The following is a 13,412-nucleotide window of genomic DNA, read 5'->3' on the forward strand; positions in this document are numbered from 1 at the left end:
GCTGACCGGGTCGGCGTCGGCGTCGTCGGCGGCGTTCTCGGCGTCGTCGCACCTACTCGCAGCGGGCGAGGCCGCGCTGCACCTTGAGCTCCACGACCCGCTCGGCCGCACGGTGCACGAGCGCCGCGAAGGCCGGGTCCCGCCGACTCTCCGCCAGCAGCGCGCGCGACATGACGCGCCCGTCCAGGGCGATCCCGGTGACCGCGACGTCGCCGCCCGCGCGGACGAAGCGCACCGCCCGCTCGCCGGTCGGGATGTGCTGGATGGCCTCCGCGCCACCGAGGTCGTCGGTCGCCACCACCCCGTCGTAGCCCAGCCGCTCGCGCAGCACCCCGGTCACCACGGGGCGGGAGAAGGCCGCCTGGGTGGTCGGGTCGATCCTGCGGTAGCGCGCGGTCGACATCATCACGACGTCCGCCCCGGCGGCGATCCCGTCGGCGAACGGCTGCAGGTAGCCGTCGTCCGCCGTCGTCTGGGTGTCGTCGATTCCGGTGGCCGAGTGGTCGGTGTTGGCGCGGACCCGCCCGAGCCCCGGGAAGTGCTTGAGCGTGGCGCCGACGCCGGCGGCGTGCAGTCCCGCGATCACGGCCGCCACCGGGGGCGACACGGCCCCGGGCTCGGTGGCGTACTGCCTCGACAGGCCGCCGATGGGCGCGTTGGCGCGGCCGAGCTCCGGCGAGACGGTGTCCGCGACGGGGGCCAGGTTGAGGTTGACGCCGGCGGCGCGCAGCTCGCGCCCGGCGTCGGTGGCCAGAGCGCGCAGGTCGTCCGGCGGCAGCGCGGCCTGCTCCACCGCGGACGGCAGGCGTCGGAAGCCGGAGCCCTTGAGCTGCTGGACCTGACCACCCTCCTGGTCGGCGGCGACGAGCAGGTCGAGCTCGTGGCCGGCCCGGTCCGCCGCCGCCTGGAGGCGACGGCTCACCTCGGCGACCTGGCCACGGTCCCGCCACCCGCCGATGAAGAAGGCGTTGCCGATCGCCTGCCCCGCGATCACGCGGCGGGCGTCGTCCTCGCGCCCCCGGGTGACCCCGACCATGACGAGCTGCCCCACCCGCTGCCCCGGGGTGAGCCCGTCGACGATGCCGGCGGCGCAGGAGGCCTGGGCCGTATGCCGGGAACCGCCCGCGGCCGGGGCCGGCGCCGATGCTGCCGGGGCGCCAGGTGCGGTGGTCGCGGAGCCCGACGAGGAGGCCGCGCGACGCGGCAGGCCGGTGACGTCGAACGAAGGAACGTCACCCCCGCGGGTCGAGCCGGTGGCGGTCGGGGTGCTGGATCGCCCGGGACCGGCTCCGGCGCCGTCCGTGGACGCGCCGGTCGGACCCTGCGCGGTGGGTGGGGTGGCGCAGCCGGCCGTGACGGTGAGGGCAGCGGCCAGGAGGAGGGCGGGGGTGCGGGTGACGTGCGGGGGCATCAGGTCCGACGGTACCCGGGGAGGGGCTGGCACGCGCGGCGTGCTTGGGTGGCGGCAGGATGGGGCGCATGAGCCGCGTCTACGTCCTCGGGTCCCTCAACGTCGACCTCACCACCACCGTGCACCGCCTGCCCCGGCCCGGCGAGACGATCGTCGGCGGGTCGACCCGGCGCACGGCTGGCGGCAAGGGCGGCAACCAGGCGATCGCGGCGGCGGCGACGGGTGCGGAGGTCGTCATGGTCGCGGCCATCGGTGGGGACGAGGCGGGCGCGGCATACCGAGATCGACTGCAGGACAGGATGATCGACGTCTCCCACGTCCGCGTCGTGGAGGGAGAGCCGACCGGTCACGCGTTCATCACCGTGGACCTCGAGGGAGAGAACGTCATCGTCGTCAGCCCCGGCGCCAACGCCGAGCTGCTGCCGCACCACATGGGGGTGCTCGACACGATGGCGGCGGGCGACGTGCTGCTGGTGAGCCTCGAGGTGCCGATCGAGACGGTGGCGGCGGCGGTGCAGCGGGTCTCGACCAGGGACATCCGGGTGGTGGTCAACGCCGCGCCCTACCACCACCTGCCGGTGGACGTCGTGGAGGTGGCGGACCCGCTGGTCGTCAACGAGCACGAGGCGCTGGAGCTGGCCGACGACGGGGCCTTCCCAGCGTCGCTGCTCGTGACCTTCGGCGCGGCCGGGGCGTCCTGGATGGGCGTCGAGCACCCCGCCACACCGGTCCCGCCGGAGGACGTGGTGGACACGACCGGCGCGGGGGACGCGTTCTGCGGGGCGCTGGCCGCGCACCTGGCCCTGGGGGCGACGCACGAGGAGGCGGTGGCCGGCGCGCTGCGGGCGGGCGCCGACGCGGTGCGGCACCGGGGCGCCCAGCGCGACGCGCTGCTCTGAGCGGTCGAGCCCAGCACCGCCCAGCACCGCCCAGCACCGCCGCCCAGGGCCGGACGGCCGTGCAGCCTCAGCCGGCGTCGATCGGGACGACGTGCAGGGCGACCTGCCGGCCCGCCTCGCGGGTGAGGACCAGGATGGCGCGACCGGTGCCCTTGAGCTTGAGGGAGCGCCGCAGGCGATCCGGGTCGAGGTCCACCCCGCGCTTCTTGAGCGTCAGGTCACCGATCGAGCGCTCGCGGCACCACGCGCGGATCGCCTTGTCCTGCAACGGGATCTCGTCGAGGATGCGGTAGGCCCGGGCCCACGGCACCGCCACCGGTCCCCGGTCCGCCGACCGCACGTAGCCCACGCCGCCGTCCAGCTCGGCCCCACCCGTGAGGGCCTCGAGGGCGCCCACCAGCCCGGCGCGGATCACGGCCCGGTCGGGCTCGTGCAGCAGGTCGCCCCGGTCGCTCCCCGGCGCGGGGCGGTCCGTGGGCACGTCGGCCTCGGTGACCAGGTGCGCGGACCACGGCGTCTCCGTGTCGCCGTCGAGGACCAGCGCGGAGCGTCCGGCGGACCGGACCGCCGAGCCCCACCACAGGACGCACTCCACGACCTCGCCGCGCCACGAGACCCACTGCGCCTCGGTCCCGTCGGGGCGGGCCGCGTGCGGGAACGCGGGTGACAGCTTGGCCCCGGCTGCCTCGACCCGGCCGGCGAGGTCCTGCACGAGCTCCCACGACGGGGCCAGGTCGTCCAGGCGGAAGGTCCTGCGGGTGCGTCCGGTCGCGTCGGCGACCCCGGGGGTGCGCCGGGCCGGGTCGAGCCAGACGGCCGTATGCCGGTCCGCGCCGACCAGGGAGTCGGCCACCTCCTCCGCGCGGGCGCACCGCACCTGCGGGGCAGGGGCGGCCGGGGGCCTGACCACGCCGGCGAGGTTGTGCGCGGCGAGCTCGGCGGTGACGGGGTCGGCGTCCACGGCGAGGACCTCGAGCCCGGCGTGCGCCATGGCGGCGGCGTCCAGACCGAGGCCGCACCCCAGGTCGTGGACGGTGCGGACCCCGGCCGCCGCCAGGCGCTCGGCGTGCTGCTGCGCCACGACGGGGCGGGTCGCCTGCTCCAGGCCGTCGGGGGTGAGCAGGAGCCGGTCGACGGCGTCTCCCAGCTTGGCGCGGCCGCGCTGGCGCAGCCGGCTCTGGGTGAGCACCGCCGCGACGAGCTCGGGGGAGTGCCCCTCGCGGCGCAGGGCGGAGGACGTGGCGAGCGAGCGGGCCTCGTCATACACCGGCAGTCCCCGGAGGAGGGCGAGCCCCTCGGGGGAGGTGAGCGCACGGGTGGTGGCGAGATCCATGGCGCCATCCTCTCCCACCGCCAGATCGACCGGCCTCGGTCACAGCCGCCTGGGGAACGACGGCCGGTCGACGTGACCGCCGGGGGTAGGTCCGCGCCGCGCTGGCACTCGACTTGACCGAGTGCCAGCGGCTTCCTAGATTGTGGGTTAGCACTCTCGGCAGGCAAGTGCTAAGGGTCGACCCCCGCGACGGCGACCCGGACGCACCACCACGCGCCGGAGTCCATCATCTGTCCACTCTCGACATTCCCGAAGGGGAGGTCACCACAGTGTCGGTTTCCATCAAGCCGCTCGAGGACCGCATCGTCGTCAAGGCCGTCGAGGCCGAGCAGACCACGGCGTCCGGTCTCGTCATCCCGGACACGGCCAAGGAGAAGCCCCAGGAGGGCGAGGTCCTCGCCGTGGGTCCCGGTCGCATCGACGACAAGGGCAACCGCGTCCCCGTCGACGTCGCCGTCGGCGACAAGGTCATCTACTCCAAGTACGGCGGCACCGAGGTCAAGTACGGCGGCGAGGAGCTCCTGATCCTGAGCGCCCGCGACGTCCTCGCGATCGTCGGCTGACGCAGCACCGATTTCTCTGGGAGCCCCGGCCCGAGCCTTCGCGGCTGGGGGCGGGGCTCTCGTCATACCTCTAGACAGACAAGGAAGCTCATGGCCAAGACGCTTGAGTTCAACGACGACGCGCGCAAGTCCCTGGAGCGCGGTGTCGACGCCCTCGCCAACGCGGTGAAGGTCACGCTCGGCCCCAAGGGCCGCAACGTCGTGATCGACAAGAAGTGGGGCGCCCCCACCATCACCAACGACGGCGTGACCATCGCCCGTGAGGTCGAGCTGGACGACCCCTACGAGAACCTCGGCGCGCAGCTCGCCAAGGAGGTCGCCACCAAGACCAACGACATCGCCGGTGACGGCACCACCACCGCGACCGTCCTCGCGCAGGCCATGGTCAAGGAGGGCCTGCGCAACGTCGCCGCCGGGGCCGCCCCGGCCGGTGTCAAGCGCGGCATGGACCAGGCCGTCGACGCCGTGTCCGAGCGCCTGCTCGCCAACGCCCGCGAGGTCTCCGGCAAGTCCGAGATCGCCGCGGTCGCCTCGCTCTCCGCGCAGAACGAGGAGGTCGGCACGCAGATCGCCGAGGCCTTCGACAAGGTCGGCAAGGACGGCGTCATCACCGTCGAGGAGTCCTCCACCGCTAGCACCGAGCTGGAGTTCACCGAGGGCATGCAGTTCGACAAGGGCTACATCTCCCCCTACTTCGTCTCCGACCCGGAGCGCATGGAGGCCGTCCTCGAGGACGCCTACGTGCTCGTCAACCAGGGCAAGATCTCGGCCATCGCCGACGTCCTGCCGCTCCTCGAGAAGGTCGTGCAGGCCGGCAAGCCGCTGCTGATCATCGCCGAGGACGTCGACGGCGAGGCGCTGTCCACCCTGGTGGTCAACAAGATCCGCGGCACCTTCAACGTCGTGGCCGTCAAGGCGCCGGGCTTCGGCGACCGCCGCAAGGCCATGCTCGCCGACATCGCCGTCCTCACCGGTGGCCAGGTCGTCGCCGAGGAGGTCGGCCTCAAGCTCGACCAGGTCGGCCTCGAGGTCCTCGGCCAGGCCCGCCGCGTGGTCGTCTCCAAGGACGACACCACGATCATCGACGGCGCCGGCGACGCCGGCGCGGTCGACGGCCGCGTCTCCGAGATCAAGGCCGAGATCGAGCGCACCGACTCCGACTGGGACCGCGAGAAGCTCCAGGAGCGTCTCGCCAAGCTCGCCGGTGGCGTCTGCGTCATCAAGGTGGGTGCCCACACCGAGGTCGAGCTCAAGGAGAAGAAGCACCGCATCGAGGACGCGATCTCCGCGACGCGCGCCGCGATCGAGGAGGGCATCGTCGCCGGTGGCGGCTCCGCCCTCGTCCACGCGGTCCGCGCTCTCGACGACCTCCACCTGGAGGGCGACGAGCTGACCGGCGCCAACATCGTGCGCAAGGCCGCGGCCGAGCCGCTGCGCTGGATCGCCGAGAACGCCGGGCTCGAGGGCTACGTCGCCGTCTCCAAGGTCGCCGAGCTGGAGCCGGGCAACGGGCTCGACGCCGCGACGGGGGAGTACGTCGACCTGGTCAAGGCCGGCGTCATCGACCCGGTCAAGGTCACGCGTTCCGCCCTGCGCAACGCCGCGTCCATCGCCTCGATGGTCCTGACGACCGACACCCTCGTGGTCGAGAAGCCCGAGGAGGAGCCTGCCGCTCCCGCCGGTGGTCACGGCCACGGGCACGGTCACTGACCTGACCCGACGCGACCTGACCTCACGCCAGGCCGTATGCCGCGAAGGCCGCCCGCCCCGATCGGGGTGGGCGGCCTTCGCGCGTGGTGAGGGGGGTCAGGCGATCGCGATCGCGGTGCTGGCGGCGTAGTGCGACTCGCGCTCGTCCTCGGTCATGCCGCCCCAGACGCCGTAGGGCTCGCGCACCCGCAGGGCGTGCTCGCGACACTGGCCCAGGACGGGGCAGGCGATGCAGACCGCCTTGGCCGCGCCGTCCCGGTTGCGCCGGGCGGGGCCACGCTCGCCCTCGGGGTGGAAGAACACGTCGGGGTTCTCCCGGCGGCATGATCCCTGCAGCTGCCAGTCCCACTGATCGGCGACGGGTCCCGGGAGGCGGCTGATCTCGGCCATGGTGTGCTCCTGTGCAGAGATGCGGCGACGATGACCGAGGATGTCACGCAAGTCACACGATGCAAGCACTTCGCATAATGATCAAACGTATGACATACTCACGAGTAACCTGAGGTGACCCATGAGCCCTAGCCAGCGACGTCGCGTGGTGGCGGGGGCGTGCTGCTGCGACAGACCGTACCTGCGTGAATGCGCCTGCGGCAAGATGCGGCAGGCGTAATCCACGTCGCCTTCTCGCCCCTTGGGCATCCGGTGGGCCCGACCGGATAAATATTCGACACACAATGTGAAATCGTGGCAACGCAGTGTCAATTTCGTGCCGGTCGGGTGGAGTCGAGGTGACCAGCCGGTGGCCGCCCGCGGTCGGGGGCGACCCTGGGGATCGTTGCACCTGGTTGACAGGTCGACAGGGGTCGGTCAGCGTGACGGCGGATCGGACGGCCCCGTTCGGCGACGAGGATGGGTACATGGACATGGCTGCTAGCACCGGCGCACCTCGGCGTCCCAGCGGGTTCGAGAGCCTGACGGTGGCCGTGGTGGCCGAGATGGTCGGGGTGGCCCCGTCCACCCTGCGCACCTGGGCCCGGCGCTACGGCCTCGAGCCGTCCGGTCACCGGTCGGGTCTGCACCGTCGCTACTCCGAGACCGACGTGGCGCGCCTGCGCTTCATGCGCGCCCTGACCCAGTCCGGCCTGACCTCGCGGGACGCCGCCCGTCGCGCCCTGGACGCCACGACGGAGGAGCTGGCCGCCAGCTCGAACCCCACGCACCCCGGGGAGGGGGAGGTGTCCCTGGTCTCCGGGCGCAGCGACGCGACCGCGCTGCGGGGCGGCTACCTCGGCCGCGGCGCCCAGGTGGGCGAGGTGGCGGCTCCCGTCATGACCCTGCTGGGGACCTTGGGCAACGGCGACGCGCAGGGCAGCACGGCGCTCCTGCGCCTCGCGCAACGCGACCTCGGGGCCGCCCGCACGTGGGACGAGCGGGTGCTGCCCGCGCGCAACGCGGCCTGGATGCTGGCGCCGGTCGCCCAGGGGCGTGCGGACGCCATGCTGGCCTCCGCCACGGCGGGGGCGGTCGGCGACATACGGCTCCGACGCAGCCCTCGCAACCTCCGCCCGGTGCACGTCGTGTCCCTGCCCGGCCTCGACGACCCCGCCGCCCGCCTCCTGCTGCGCGCCGCCCTGGCCGAGCGGTCCATCGCCGTGAGCGACCTCTCGCTGGAGGGGTCGGCCAGCAGGGCCGCCCGCGTCCTGGGTGAGGGGATCGAGGGGGTGCTGGTCGTCTACGTCGGGGAGGGTGCGGTCGCCGCCCAGGTGGCCGGCCGGCTGCGGCAGTCCGCGCGGTCGGGCGACCAGGTCTACTGGGGCGAGGGCTGGCTGCACTGGCCGGGGCAGGAGGCCACCATGGCCGACGTCGTGCGGGCGGTCGAGGGCAAGTGCTGCGCCCCGTCGGGGTGACCTTGCTGAGCGTGATGGCCGGTGTGCGCACCGACATCGGCGGCACGCATGCGGGGGACGGGCAGTCGCTCGCGGTCACGCTTCTGGGCTGCATGGGTAGTGTCGGTTCTCTGGGGGGACGTTGCGACCGGTTCGGTGATTTACCTGCACCTGGACGCTTTTGTGAGCCAAGATAACTCTTGGTAATTGACTTGACCCGACCGGAGGCAGGGATGACGACCGTGATGGTGTGCGACGACGCGCCACTCACCCGCGAGGTGATGATGCGCCGGATCGGCTCGCTGCCCGGCGTGACCCGGGTCTGCGGTGCCTCCTCCGGCGAGGAGCTCTTGGCCAAGTACGCCACGGAGCAGCCGGCGCTGACGCTCACGGACCTGCGCATGCCCGGCATGGGGGGACTGGACGCCGTCAAGCGGCTGCTCGCCCTGCGCCCCAGCGCGCAGATCATGATGATGACGCTGGCCGAGGACATCGACGGTGTGGCGCGGGCCCTGGCCTACGGCGCCAAGGGCTATGTCATGAAGGACTCCACCCGCGAGGAGCTGGCCGTCGCGCTCGCGCCCTTCATCGGTGAGGCGATGCCGCGATCGGGCGGGGCCGGGCGCCCCGGGGTGACGGCGACCCTCACCGCCCGCGAGCTCGAGGTGCTGCGCGGGATGAGCCAGGGGCACAGCAACGCCGAGATCGGCGCCGAGCTGTACCTCACCGAGGACACGATCAAGACCCACGCCCGACGACTCTTCCGCAAGCTGGACGCCTCGGACCGTGCTCACGCGGTCGCCATCGCCTACCGCACCGGCCTGATCAGCTGACCTGACGCGCTGGGTGGCTCTGGGCAGGGCCAGGCGGCTACTCTGAGGGAACAGGCACGCCGTGAGGCGGCCTTCGCCGTGTCCACGACCCGCCCGACGAGGGGCCGGTCGTCGCTCCCCGAGGAGGTGCCGATGAGCGTCCCCGACGCCCGTGATCAGCGGCACCTTCACGTCTACGGAGCCGACCCCGCCGACCGCGGCCGGGGACCCGGCGCAAACCGGCCCACCGAGGACGTAACGTCCGGGGTCGCCGCACCGATGTCACCCACGGGTCCAGCCATGCGCTCGGCCGACGTCGTGTCGGCTGCCGCCCAGGGCGAGCCCGCCGCTCTGCAGGCGCTGCTGACCGACGTCCGACGCATCGCCTTCCGCTACTGCCGCGCGCGCCTCGGGGGTCTCCCCGCCGGTGTGCAGGCCGCCGATGACGCAGCTCAGGAGGTGTGTGTCGCCGTGCTCCGATCGCTGCCGCGCTACGAGGACCGTGGTGCCCCCTTCGAGGCCTTCGTCTACGGCATCGCCTCCAACAAGGTCGCCGACGCCATGCGGTCGAGCCTGCGCGGACCCGAGCCGACCGACGAGCTCCCCGACGAGATCGACCTGGACGCCGACCCGCTCGACACGGTCATCGCGGCGGAGCGCTCCTCCGACACCTGGGCCATGCTCGACCGGCTGGGGGAGACCCAGCGCGAGATCCTGACCCTGCGCGTCGCGGTGGGCATGACCGCCGACGAGGTCGCCGCCTCCCTCGACATGACCCCGGGAGCGGTGCGCGTCGCCCAGCACCGCGCCCTCACCCGGCTGCGCGCCATGATGGCCGGCCCGGCCGGCGGGGGAGGATCCCGATGAACCACCGACCCGACGGCACGCCCCAGCCCTCGCTGCGCCTCGTGCGCGACGACGACGAGCTCGTGCAGCAGATCGCCGACCGTCGCGAGACCGTCGAGCACGACGACCCCGTCCTGGCCATGCTCGAGGGCTGGGCCACCGAGATCGACCAGGACCTGCCCGAGGACCTGGCCGAGGGCGCGCCCCGACCGCTCCCCTCCAGGCGCACCGTCATCGTCACGCGGGCGGGTGTCGCGGCCAGCGTCGCCGCCGTCGTCCTGTCGGGCGTCACCGTCGCCGCCGCGGCGAGCGAGGGCGGCCTGGCCGGCTTCGTCAGCAAGGTCGAGCGCGGCGTCGAGAAGGGCGTGGCGGCCCCCCGGCCCGCGGACGCTGCCGTGCTCGCCACCGCCGACGCCACGAGCCACGGCCCGGACGGTCACTCCGTGCGCACGGCCCTCAACCTCGCCTCGCAGCGGCTCAAGGCCGGCGACCGCGACGCCGCCGCCGCCGTCCTGAGCCTCGTCGAGGACCAGGTCCGCCGTGACCCGTCGCTCCTCGGCGAGGGCGACCACGCGCTGCTCGCCGCGGTGCGCCAGGACCTGTCGGGGTCCGGGTCCGGCGACGACGGCCTGGTGCTGGCGGATCCGCCGCGCACCGCTGCGGCGTCCGCGTCGCCCACGCGTCCCGGGACCCGCTCGCCCGACCGGTCGGGCACCGGGTCGTCCGCGGCGGGCCCCGTCACCACGCGCCCCTCCTCGTCACCGAGCACCTCGCCGACGAGCACGCCGACGCCGACGACGACCCCGTCGTCGCCGAGCCAGAGCCCCAGCCCGTCGTCGCCGCGCCCGACGACCCAACCCACGCAGCCGACCACACCGACCACGCGGCCGACGACGCCGACCACCCGGCCCACGTCTCCCACTACGTCGCCCACGTCTCCGAGCGCCCCCTCGACGAGCCTCCCGCTGCGACCGCCGAACCCGACGCCGTCCGTGACTGGCACGGGGACGCCGCGTGTCGAGTCGCGCACACCGGCCTCCGGCCGCACCCGCACCTTCGGCACCACGCAGCAGCGCACACCGGCCCTCGACCGGTCGACGAGCCTGACGGGTGCGCCGTCGGGCGGCCAGAGCGGCGACCAGCCCTGAGTCGGTGACGCGGGGAGGCGCCGGGCTGTCGGCATACGAGCCACGGCGTCCCCGCCGATAGACTTGTGGCATGAGCCTCGAGGAGACCCGCGCCGTGCCCGACAAGTTCGCCACCCTGGGGCTCACCTATGACGACGTGCTCCTCCTGCCCGGGGAGACCGACGTCATCCCCAGCGAGGTCGACACCACGACCCGCCTGACCCGCGAGCTGTCCATCCGCATCCCGCTGGTCTCGGCGGCGATGGACACCGTGACCGAGGCCCGCATGGCCATCGCGATGGCCCGCCAGGGAGGCCTCGGCATCCTGCACCGCAACCTGTCGATCGAGGACCAGGCCTACCAGGTCGACCTGGTCAAGCGCACCCAGACCGGGCGCATCAGCAACCCCGTGACGATCGGCCCCGACGCGACCCTCGAGGAGCTCGACCAGATCTGTGGGGAGTATCGCGTGTCCGGGCTCCCGGTCGTCGGCGAGGACCGCACCCTGCTCGGCATCTGCACCAACCGCGACCTTCGCTTCACGCCCGTCGCCGAGTGGACCACGACGCTGGTGCGCGACGTCATGTCACCGATGCCGCTCATCACCGCGCCCGTCGACATCTCGCGCGAGGACGCCACCGGCCTCCTGCGCCAGCACAAGCGCGAGCGGCTGCCGCTGGTCGACGACCAGGGCCGGCTCGCCGGGCTGATCACGGTCAAGGACTTCGTCAAGTCCGAGCAGTACCCCCTCGCCAGCAACGACGCCCACGGACGACTGCTGGTCGGGGCGGCCGTCGGTTACTTCGGCGAGTCCTGGGAGCGCGCGACCACGCTGATCGAGGCGGGGGTCGACGTGCTCGTCGTCGACACCGCGCACGGCCACGCTCGCCTGCTCATCGACATGATCAAGCGGCTCAAGGCCGACAGCGCCACCCGTCACGTCCAGATCATCGGCGGCAACGTCGCCACCCGCGCCGGCGCGGCCGCGATGGTCGAGGCCGGCGTCGACGCCGTCAAGGTGGGTGTCGGACCGGGATCCATCTGCACGACCCGCATCGTCGCCGGCGTGGGCGTCCCGCAGCTCACCGCGGTCTACGAGGCGGCGCAGGCGGCCGCGGCGGCCGATGTCCCCGTCATCGCGGACGGCGGCCTGCAGTACTCCGGCGACATCGCCAAGGCCCTGGTCGCGGGCGCCAGCTCGGTCATGGTCGGGTCGCTGCTCGCCGGCTGCGAGGAGAGCCCGGGCGAGCTCATCTTTGTCAACGGCAAGCAGTTCAAGGCCTACCGCGGCATGGGCTCGCTCGGCGCCATGAGCTCGCGCACCAAGAAGTCCTACTCCAAGGACCGCTACTTCCAGGCCGACGTCACCAGCGACGACCAGCTGGTCCCCGAGGGGATCGAGGGCAAGGTCGCCTATCGCGGCACCCTGCAGGCCGTCGCCCACCAGCTCGTGGGCGGACTGCACCAGTCGATGTTCTACGTCGGGGCCCGCACCGTGCCCGACCTCCAGGCCAAGGGGCAGTTCGTGCGCATCACGTCGGCGGGGCTCAAGGAGAGCCACCCGCACGACGTGCAGATGATCGCCGAGGCGCCCAACTACTCCGGTCGCTGACGCGCCGCGGCCCCACGCACCCACCCTCCACCCCACAGACAGGCACCAGACGTGACCGAGATCGAGATCGGACGGGGCAAGCGCGCCCGCCAGGCCTACACCTTCGACGACATCGCGATCGTGCCCTCGCGGCGCACCCGCGACCCCGAGGAGGTGTCGGTGTCGTGGCAGATCGACGCCTACCACTTCGACCTGCCGATCATGGCCGCGCCGATGGACTCCGTCGTCTCGCCGGCCTCGGCGATCGCCTTCGGTCGGCTGGGTGGTCTCGGTGTCCTCGACCTCGAGGGCCTGTGGACCCGGTATGCCGACCCGCAGCCCCTCCTCGACGAGATCGCCACGCTGTCCGGGGCGGACGTCACGCCGCGCATGCAGGAGATCTATGCCGAGCCCATCAAGCCCGAGCTGATCACCGCACGCCTCAAGGAGATCCGCGACGCGGGCGTCACCGTCGCCGGCGCGCTGTCGCCGCAGCGGACCCAGGAGCACTGGCGCACCGTCGTCGACGCGGGGTGCGACCTCTTCGTCATCCGGGGCACCACCGTCTCGGCCGAGCACGTGTCGAGCCGCACCGAGCCGCTCAACCTCAAGCGCTTCATCTACGAGCTGGACGTCCCCGTGATCGTCGGCGGGGCAGCGACCTACACGGCCGCCCTGCACCTCATGCGCACCGGTGCGGCCGGCGTCCTCGTCGGCTTCGGCGGGGGAGCGGCGAGCACCACCCGCCAGACGCTCGGGATCCACGCCCCGATGGCCACCGCGGTGGCCGACGTGGCGGCGGCCCGGCGCGACTACCTCGACGAGTCGGGCGGACGCTACGTCCACGTCATCGCCGACGGCTCCGTGGGACGCGCCGGCGACATCGTCAAGGCGGTCGCGTGCGGCGCCGACGCGGTGATGATCGGTGCCGCGCTCGCGCGTGCGACCGACGCCCCCGGCCAGGGCTACCACTGGGGGTCGGAGGCACGTCACGAGGAGCTGCCGCGCGGCGCCCGCGTCAACGTCCGCGGCGCCGCCCCGCTGAAGGAACTGCTCTTCGGCCCTGCCCACACCGCCGACGGCACGACCAACATGATCGGTGCCCTGCGCCGCGCCATGGCGACGACGGGCTACAGCGACCTGAAGGAGTTCCAGCGGGTGGAGGTCGTGGTCAACCCGTATACGGCGCAGTGACGAAGGGCGTAGCGGAGGTTGCGCCCGACGGAGGAGGGTGCGGCCGTAGCGGAGTCCGAGGAGCTGCGCCAATCAAATAGAGGCTCTCCTGACTGATCCG

12 protein-coding genes are annotated in these 13,412 nt (G+C 73.1%); 9 read left to right on the forward strand and 3 right to left on the reverse strand.

All coding sequences use genetic code 11. From position 1 onward, the window contains the following. Positions 1-52 precede the first annotated feature (52 nt). Positions 53-1,411: a glycoside hydrolase family 3 N-terminal domain-containing protein gene (locus tag B2P18_RS08055; protein WP_286957922.1), complete on the reverse strand. Its 1,359-nt coding sequence runs from the start codon at positions 1,409-1,411 to the stop codon at positions 53-55. Between the two features lie 68 nt (positions 1,412-1,479). On the opposite strand from B2P18_RS08055, the gene B2P18_RS08060 reads away from it, so the two are divergent. Continuing rightward, positions 1,480-2,310 carry a ribokinase gene (locus B2P18_RS08060; protein ID WP_029211379.1) on the forward strand — a complete coding sequence of 277 codons (831 nt, stop codon included), beginning with the start codon at positions 1,480-1,482 and terminating at the stop codon, positions 2,308-2,310. A 67-nt stretch (positions 2,311-2,377) separates the two neighbouring features. Here the strand turns inward: B2P18_RS08060 and B2P18_RS08065 are convergent, their stop codons facing one another. Further along, a complete protein-coding gene (locus tag B2P18_RS08065) occupies positions 2,378-3,643 on the reverse strand; it encodes a class I SAM-dependent methyltransferase (RefSeq protein WP_286957927.1) in 1,266 nt (421 codons plus the stop codon). Between the two features lie 269 nt (positions 3,644-3,912). Here B2P18_RS08065 and groES point away from each other — a divergent pair, with 269 nt between their 5' ends. Both groES and groL read left to right on the forward strand, forming a co-directional pair. Next, complete coding sequence (gene groES, locus B2P18_RS08070) at positions 3,913-4,206, forward strand: co-chaperone GroES (RefSeq protein ID WP_019285526.1); 294 nt, start codon at positions 3,913-3,915, stop codon at positions 4,204-4,206. 90 nt (positions 4,207-4,296) lie between these two features. Then, entirely contained in the window at positions 4,297-5,916 is a 1,620-nt protein-coding gene (gene groL, locus B2P18_RS08075; protein ID WP_019285527.1) for a chaperonin GroEL, read from the forward strand. Positions 5,917-6,012: 96 nt separating this feature from the next. On the opposite strand, the gene B2P18_RS08080 is transcribed toward groL, so the two are convergent. Beyond that, positions 6,013-6,306 (reverse strand): WhiB family transcriptional regulator, encoded by a 294-nt coding sequence (locus B2P18_RS08080; RefSeq protein WP_019285528.1) that lies wholly within the window; start codon positions 6,304-6,306, stop codon positions 6,013-6,015. Positions 6,307-6,779: 473 nt separating this feature from the next. On the opposite strand from B2P18_RS08080, the gene B2P18_RS08085 reads away from it, so the two are divergent. The 6 genes from B2P18_RS08085 to B2P18_RS08110 all read left to right on the forward strand — a co-directional run bounded on the left by B2P18_RS08085 (position 6,780) and on the right by B2P18_RS08110 (position 13,312). After that, entirely contained in the window at positions 6,780-7,763 is a 984-nt protein-coding gene (locus tag B2P18_RS08085; RefSeq protein ID WP_286957928.1) for a MerR family transcriptional regulator, read from the forward strand. Positions 7,764-7,975: 212 nt separating this feature from the next. Continuing rightward, the gene (locus B2P18_RS08090) at positions 7,976-8,575 is read left to right on the forward strand and encodes a response regulator transcription factor (RefSeq protein WP_019285530.1); all 600 of its coding nucleotides are present in this window, start codon (positions 7,976-7,978) and stop codon (positions 8,573-8,575) included. 132 nt (positions 8,576-8,707) lie between these two features. Beyond that, entirely contained in the window at positions 8,708-9,421 is a 714-nt protein-coding gene (gene shbA, locus B2P18_RS08095) for an RNA polymerase sigma factor ShbA (RefSeq protein WP_029211383.1), read from the forward strand. Continuing rightward, positions 9,418-10,548 (forward strand): hypothetical protein, encoded by a 1,131-nt coding sequence (locus B2P18_RS08100; protein ID WP_286957933.1) that lies wholly within the window; start codon positions 9,418-9,420, stop codon positions 10,546-10,548. The genes shbA and B2P18_RS08100 overlap by 4 nt, the downstream gene beginning before the upstream one ends. 70 nt (positions 10,549-10,618) lie before the next feature. After that, positions 10,619-12,139 (forward strand): IMP dehydrogenase, encoded by a 1,521-nt coding sequence (gene guaB, locus B2P18_RS08105; RefSeq protein WP_286957934.1) that lies wholly within the window; start codon positions 10,619-10,621, stop codon positions 12,137-12,139. Between the two features lie 51 nt (positions 12,140-12,190). Beyond that, complete coding sequence (locus B2P18_RS08110) at positions 12,191-13,312, forward strand: GuaB3 family IMP dehydrogenase-related protein (RefSeq protein WP_019285534.1); 1,122 nt, start codon at positions 12,191-12,193, stop codon at positions 13,310-13,312. Positions 13,313-13,412 lie beyond the last annotated feature (100 nt).

Origin of the sequence: Arsenicicoccus sp. UBA2120 (assembly GCF_002330965.1) — a bacterium.
Taxonomy (GTDB): domain Bacteria; phylum Actinomycetota; class Actinomycetes; order Actinomycetales; family Dermatophilaceae; genus Arsenicicoccus; species Arsenicicoccus bolidensis.

Coding starts and splice junctions, on each gene's coding strand:
- B2P18_RS08055 (WP_286957922.1), bottom strand. CDS start 1,411: ATGCCCCCGCACGTCACCCGCACCCCCGCCCTCCTCCTGGCCGCTGCC.
- B2P18_RS08100 (WP_286957933.1), top strand. CDS start 9,418: ATGAACCACCGACCCGACGGCACGCCCCAGCCCTCGCTGCGCCTCGTG.
- B2P18_RS08090 (WP_019285530.1), top strand. CDS start 7,976: ATGACGACCGTGATGGTGTGCGACGACGCGCCACTCACCCGCGAGGTG.
- B2P18_RS08060 (WP_029211379.1), top strand. CDS start 1,480: ATGAGCCGCGTCTACGTCCTCGGGTCCCTCAACGTCGACCTCACCACC.
- B2P18_RS08085 (WP_286957928.1), top strand. CDS start 6,780: ATGGCTGCTAGCACCGGCGCACCTCGGCGTCCCAGCGGGTTCGAGAGC.
- groL (WP_019285527.1), top strand. CDS start 4,297: ATGGCCAAGACGCTTGAGTTCAACGACGACGCGCGCAAGTCCCTGGAG.
- B2P18_RS08065 (WP_286957927.1), bottom strand. CDS start 3,643: ATGGATCTCGCCACCACCCGTGCGCTCACCTCCCCCGAGGGGCTCGCC.
- B2P18_RS08080 (WP_019285528.1), bottom strand. CDS start 6,306: ATGGCCGAGATCAGCCGCCTCCCGGGACCCGTCGCCGATCAGTGGGAC.
- shbA (WP_029211383.1), top strand. CDS start 8,708: ATGAGCGTCCCCGACGCCCGTGATCAGCGGCACCTTCACGTCTACGGA.
- guaB (WP_286957934.1), top strand. CDS start 10,619: ATGAGCCTCGAGGAGACCCGCGCCGTGCCCGACAAGTTCGCCACCCTG.